At 39.1% G+C, this 5,385-nt stretch carries 8 protein-coding genes; all 8 read left to right on the top strand.

Going from position 1 to position 5,385, the window contains the following annotated elements:
* A partial coding sequence (locus tag ACZFYI_RS15085; RefSeq protein ID WP_462524957.1) for a DUF6090 family protein occupies positions 1-671 on the top strand: 671 nt, incomplete at its 5' end.
* Entirely contained in the window at positions 668-1,393 is a 726-nt protein-coding gene (locus ACZFYI_RS15080) for a DUF6090 family protein (RefSeq protein WP_462524956.1), read from the top strand. The genes ACZFYI_RS15085 and ACZFYI_RS15080, both read left to right, overlap by 4 nt.
* Before the next feature lie 2 nt (positions 1,394-1,395).
* Entirely contained in the window at positions 1,396-2,196 is an 801-nt protein-coding gene (locus ACZFYI_RS15075; protein WP_462524955.1) for a DUF6090 family protein, read from the top strand.
* Between the two features lie 11 nt (positions 2,197-2,207).
* Positions 2,208-2,975 carry a DUF6090 family protein gene (locus ACZFYI_RS15070; RefSeq protein ID WP_462524954.1) on the top strand — a complete coding sequence of 256 codons (768 nt, stop codon included), beginning with the start codon at positions 2,208-2,210 and terminating at the stop codon, positions 2,973-2,975.
* Positions 2,976-2,977: 2 nt separating this feature from the next.
* Positions 2,978-3,709 (top strand): DUF6090 family protein, encoded by a 732-nt coding sequence (locus tag ACZFYI_RS15065; protein ID WP_462524953.1) that lies wholly within the window; start codon positions 2,978-2,980, stop codon positions 3,707-3,709.
* On the top strand, positions 3,706-4,485 hold the full coding sequence (locus ACZFYI_RS15060; RefSeq protein ID WP_462524952.1) for a DUF6090 family protein: 780 nt from the start codon (positions 3,706-3,708) through the stop codon (positions 4,483-4,485). The genes ACZFYI_RS15065 and ACZFYI_RS15060 overlap by 4 nt, the downstream gene beginning before the upstream one ends.
* The gene (locus ACZFYI_RS15055; RefSeq protein ID WP_462524951.1) at positions 4,482-5,195 is read left to right on the top strand and encodes a DUF6090 family protein; all 714 of its coding nucleotides are present in this window, start codon (positions 4,482-4,484) and stop codon (positions 5,193-5,195) included. The genes ACZFYI_RS15060 and ACZFYI_RS15055 overlap by 4 nt, the downstream gene beginning before the upstream one ends.
* Positions 5,196-5,385 (top strand): DUF6090 family protein (locus ACZFYI_RS15050; protein WP_462524950.1); only part of this gene is annotated, 190 nt, incomplete at its 3' end.

The following is a 5,385-nucleotide window of genomic DNA, read 5'->3' as shown; positions in this document are numbered from 1 at the left end:
AAATCGCCTTAGTCATGGTTGGAATCCTTTTGGCACTTCAAGTGAATAACTGGAATGAAGCCAGAAAGGATAAAAAAAAGGAAGCGGCCTTTCTAAATCAAATTCATAGCGAGTTTACCGACAACAAAGCCCAATTCGAGAGATTAAGGGCACTTCATAGTAAATCCTTGAAAAGTTGCGATTGGATGCTTGAAAACCAACCCTTTACATCCGTCTCCATTGATTCGCTCAGATACCATTCCCTTTGGTCTCGGGTATCCTATACATTTGACCCTTCCTATAGTAGCATCGAGTCTTTGGTGAATTCCGGGGCTATAGATCTCATCCGGGATGTTGATCTTCGAAATGCATTGATTGGTTGGAAAGATCTAATGGTCGATTATTTGGAAGAAGAAAAGGAAATGAGGGAGTTTACTACAGCACATGTGATTCCCTTCACACTGGATAATTTTAAGCTCTATAATGAAGAGGAGCGTTTTGATGCAGTCCTGAATTTTGATCAAAAACAACTGAATAAATACCTGAATCTTATTGCAAGAAAGAAACGAATTCTTCAGGCTATCTTATATGGGTTTGTAGAACAAGACCTTATAGGAGGTTCACAAGCAGAGTTTCAAAAAGTGGCAAATACAATGGACTTGATTATTGACAGAACGAAACAGAACAAATGATCTCCTTCTTCCGCAAAATCCGCCAAAAACTCCTTTCCGAGAACCGGGTCACCCGGTATTTAGCTTATGCTGTAGGAGAAATTCTTCTGGTAGTAATCGGAATCCTGATTGCCTTGCAGGTTAATACTTGGAATGAGAACAGGAAAAAGCTTGCCGTTTCCCGTGAGACAATTGTGAATTTAAAAGCTGAATTGGAGGAAGCTAATGTGGAACTGGAGCGAGCTTACCACTTTAATCGAGAAAATCGCAGGTTATCCCAAGAATTCATAGATGGAGAAATCAGTTTAGATTCCTTGAGATTAGCGCCACATAAGGTATTTTCATATACAGGCTTTGCACAAATCACCCTTAATCTCCCCATTCTGGAACGTGAACTCAGTTCTGATAAAAGTATTCAAGGAAAAGAAGAATTGATTCATCAGCTGCGGACTGTCCAGAACGAATACAATTCCATAGTGAGCATCATCTCAAATATGGAGAGACTTTGGAGTAATCAAGTAGCTCCATATTATACCAAAACCAATACAATGGTGGTCTATAATCAGTTTTTGAATAAAAAAGAAATTGAATTGGAATTCCTACTCCCTATTTTAGAAGATCAGGAATATAAAAACCTCGTTGCAGCCATCAATTCTTTTTCTTTTCAGTTGGTGGATAAAATGAAAAGTTTAAATGAAAATTTAAGTATCACCATTAGCTATCTTGAATCTGAAAAACATTGAAAATGATCTCCTTCTTCCGCAAAATCCGCCAAAAACTCCTCTCTCAAAATCGGGTAACCCGGTACCTGGTCTATGCTCTGGGAGAAATTGTACTCGTGGTCATCGGGATATTGATTGCCTTGAGCATCAATACCTGGAACGAAAACCGGAAGGACCGGGCGATGGAAGCCAATTACCTTAAAGGAATTTCGGAAAACCTGGAAGGAAATATTTCAGAATTGGAAGCGCTTATTTTGGACGACAGTCTTCTTCTTGACGGATACACCATCCTTGTCAGGGCATTTTCAGATAAAACGTACCAATCCAATCCCAACACCTTGATTCAAACCATTTTTAAAATCCAGGTCGTCAATTCCTTCGAAGGAAACAGTATTGTTTTCGAGGATCTGAAGTCATCAGGTCGAACAAATTTGATCCGTTCCGATTCCTTACGCTACAAGCTGCAAAGCTATTACAACCAGATTGAAATCATGGTTACTTCTGAAAAGGAATTGAATAATCCGGCTATTTTGGAACTGAGAAATGAACTCTTTATCACAGATGAGGTAGGGATCAATGGAATGGAGCGGCTCTTTTTTCCGACCCATTGGGCTTCTGATCTGGATCCGGCTTTGCCCATTCCCACTTTCCTAAGCTTCTTGGATGAAGATATCCAAAGCCCCAAGGCCAAAGGATTTGCAAACCGTGCCGGCTATATCAAAGCCCTTACCCTGGCCAAGCGCAGAGATAGGATCAAGTTATTGACGGCTTCACGCATCCTGAAAGAGGAAATCCATAATTATTTAAGCCATCCCAACCTTTAAATAAACTCCCGATGAAACGAATCTTCTTCATCCTCAAAGAAAAATGGCCGGAGTACATCCTGGAAATCCTGGTCATTACTATCGGAATTTTGGGTGCTTTTGCCCTGAACAACTGGAATGAACATAACAAAGCCAAAACCTTGGAAAAAGAGTATATCACCCGGTTAATCGAGGACTTAGCCAAAGATAGGGCGCAAATAGTTCAAGAAAAAAAGGATACCCAATTGAGGTTGGAGGTGACCATGTATATCTACGATATGATTACTTCTGATAAACCTGTATTTGAAGATACATCTCGTTTTGTGGTGGGTATTCAAATGATTGGCCGAACCAACAGACCAAAAATTAACAATGCCACCTTTGAAGATCTGATCAGCTCAGGCAATGCAAATGTCATTCAAAATAAGGCGCTGTTCAATGAAATTAGAAGTTATTACAGGAACATCCCTTTCGAGTGGTTTGATGAATATACTGATCGAATGTGGAAAGGCTATTTACCTCTTGGAATTGATGCAATTAACTTAAATATGCTCCTGGAAATAATAGATCAGGAAGCAGAAGGTTGGGTCGATGCTAATAAATTCAACGAAATCAACCTAAAAGTAAGCGAGAAGGAATTTGAGCAGATTCTGGGCAAGATCTTGAATTCCAAAGAATTTGAATTCGAAACAAAGAATATAGGACGCTCACACCGTGTACATATCAACTTTCTCCAACGAATGCTTAAAAGTGAGGAAGACCTTATACAAGAGCTCAACGCTTACCTAAAAACGCTATAATAATGATCTCCTTCTTCCGTAAAATCCGCCAAAAACTCCTCTCCCAAAACCGGGTCACCCGCTATCTAGTGTACGCTTTTGGTGAAATCTTATTGGTGGTGATCGGGATTTTGATTGCGCTCCAGGTAAATAATTGGAATGAAGGGCGAAAAGAAAAAGCAAGAGAACGGGAACTTTTAATATTCGCCTTGGAAAATATCAAAGCGGATTCCTTGAGCTTAGATAGCATCCTCTCCAGGACCAAAAAAATAATCGATGTCCACCAAAATCTTATTCTACTTTCGGAAAATAAGCTAACGAGCCAAGCTGTTGGGAATCTCGACTTGATTCGGGCCTCGGAACCAAATATTTTAATCACAAAAAAAAATAATCCCAATCTTCCTAATGAAGTAAAAGACCAAGAGTTGAGGAAAGTTCTTTTGGATCATTATTTGGCTATTGATTGGCTGGAGTATACCATACTCAATCATAATGAAATTATCGAAGTTATGGTAAGACCGTTCCTTGCAGAAAAAAAACTTCAAAATTATGGCAATCAAATTGAAACTGAAAGAAGTAAATTTGATTTAATCAACGATGAAAGATTTATTGAAGAATTCAAAAATGAAGAGCTCAGGCAGGTACTTTTTGAATCTGGAGTAAAGCTGAGAATCATGAGGATCAACGCCGAAAGAGTTGTTGAAAAAAATGAAAATCTAAAGAAAGTTATCACCTCCTATCTCAATAAAAATTGATCTCCTTCTTTAAAAAAATCCGCCAAAAACTCCTCGCCGAAAATAGGGTGACCCGATACCTTGCCTATGCGCTTGGGGAAATTTTATTGGTCGTAATCGGAATTCTGATTGCCTTGCAGGTGAATAACTACCGGGAAGCACAGCAAACCAAATCACGAGAGACGGCTTTTCTCCACGGTTTGCGGTCAGACCTGTTACTCAACCTAGATGAACTGCAACGTAGCATCGACCGCTACAGCAGGGCCGGAAGATCAGCCGAGGTGATGATCAGCTATTTTGAAGGTGCGCCTATTACCAATACGGATTCTGTAAATTTCCACACCATGGAAGTGTTGTATTGGGATCCATTTATTCGAAATAACAGCACTCTCAGGGAAATGATCAGTTCGGGGAGCCTTGGCATCCTATCGGATGACAGTTTGAAAAATGAACTGCTGCGCATGGAACTCAGCTATGACAAAATCGACGGTGATCAGGAGCATATGCGCTATGACTACCAAGAATACCTCTATGGTCCATTCTTCCGAACCGGGGATGTGGGGCAAGCCTACAAAGATTATATGGCCATATTGGGTGGAGTTGAGCAAGCTGCGAAAAATACAAGAAATGCGGATGTCATTAAAGTATTGCTAAACGATCCAGCTTTTAAAAATGGTTTTTCTCTTTGCCTCCTCAATGCTAAAGATTTGATCAGCAACTTGGAAGAAATGGTGATTTCCACACAGTGCTCACTTGCAAGAATCGATACACTGCTAAACAAAAATGATACCCTATGATCAAATTCTTTAGAAAAATCCGGCAGAAACTCCTTCAGCAAAACAAGGTAGGCAGTTACCTCAAATACGCCATCGGAGAAATCTTATTGGTGGTAATTGGGATTTTGATTGCTCTGAGTATCAATAATTGGAACGAGGAGAGAAAAGAACTGAATTTGGAAGAACAGCTATTGAATGCGCTCAGAATTGATTTAATAAAGAATCAGGATAAAATCAGAAGATTGATTCATTTCGATTCCTCTTTTGTGGCAAGAAATGACATATTATTAAACCTTTTGAAAGATAAGTATTCCACATATAATGATTCACTTCAAAAATATTTCGGAAGAATAAATACCTACGTGACATTTTTTCCTCAGCAAATGGCCTATGAAAATCTCAAGGCTAAAGGGTTGGGTATAATTAGAAATGACACTATTAGAGGAAACCTTGTTGAGCTGTACGATGAGACTTATTTCCATAGCCTCCATATCGGTGAAAGAAAGAGTTTGTCAAATCATAATGCCCATGAGTATTTCGTCAAGCGATTGTATCCAAGTGATCATGGTGCTATTCCTAATGATTTTGAATCATTGAAAGTAGATACTGAGTTCATCAACCGACTGGCATTTATCACAGAAGAAAGGAAAGGCATGCTTTTCCAATCCAGATATATGTTGAACAATACAGATCTATTAATTGAATTGATTGAGAAAGAAACATTAAAATAAATGCTTAAATTCTTCAGAAAAATCCGGCAAAAACTCCTTCAGCAAAACAAGGTAGGCAGTTACCTCAAATACGCCATCGGAGAAATTTTCCTTGTGGTAATCGGAATTTTGATAGCACTACAAATAAACAATGCAAATGAGGCACACAAGGCTAGGCAATCTGAACGGGTTGTTTTAAAAAATCTTGTCC

Source organism: Aquiflexum sp. (assembly GCF_977115555.1).
This window is presented reverse-complemented; position numbering and strand designations above follow the sequence as displayed.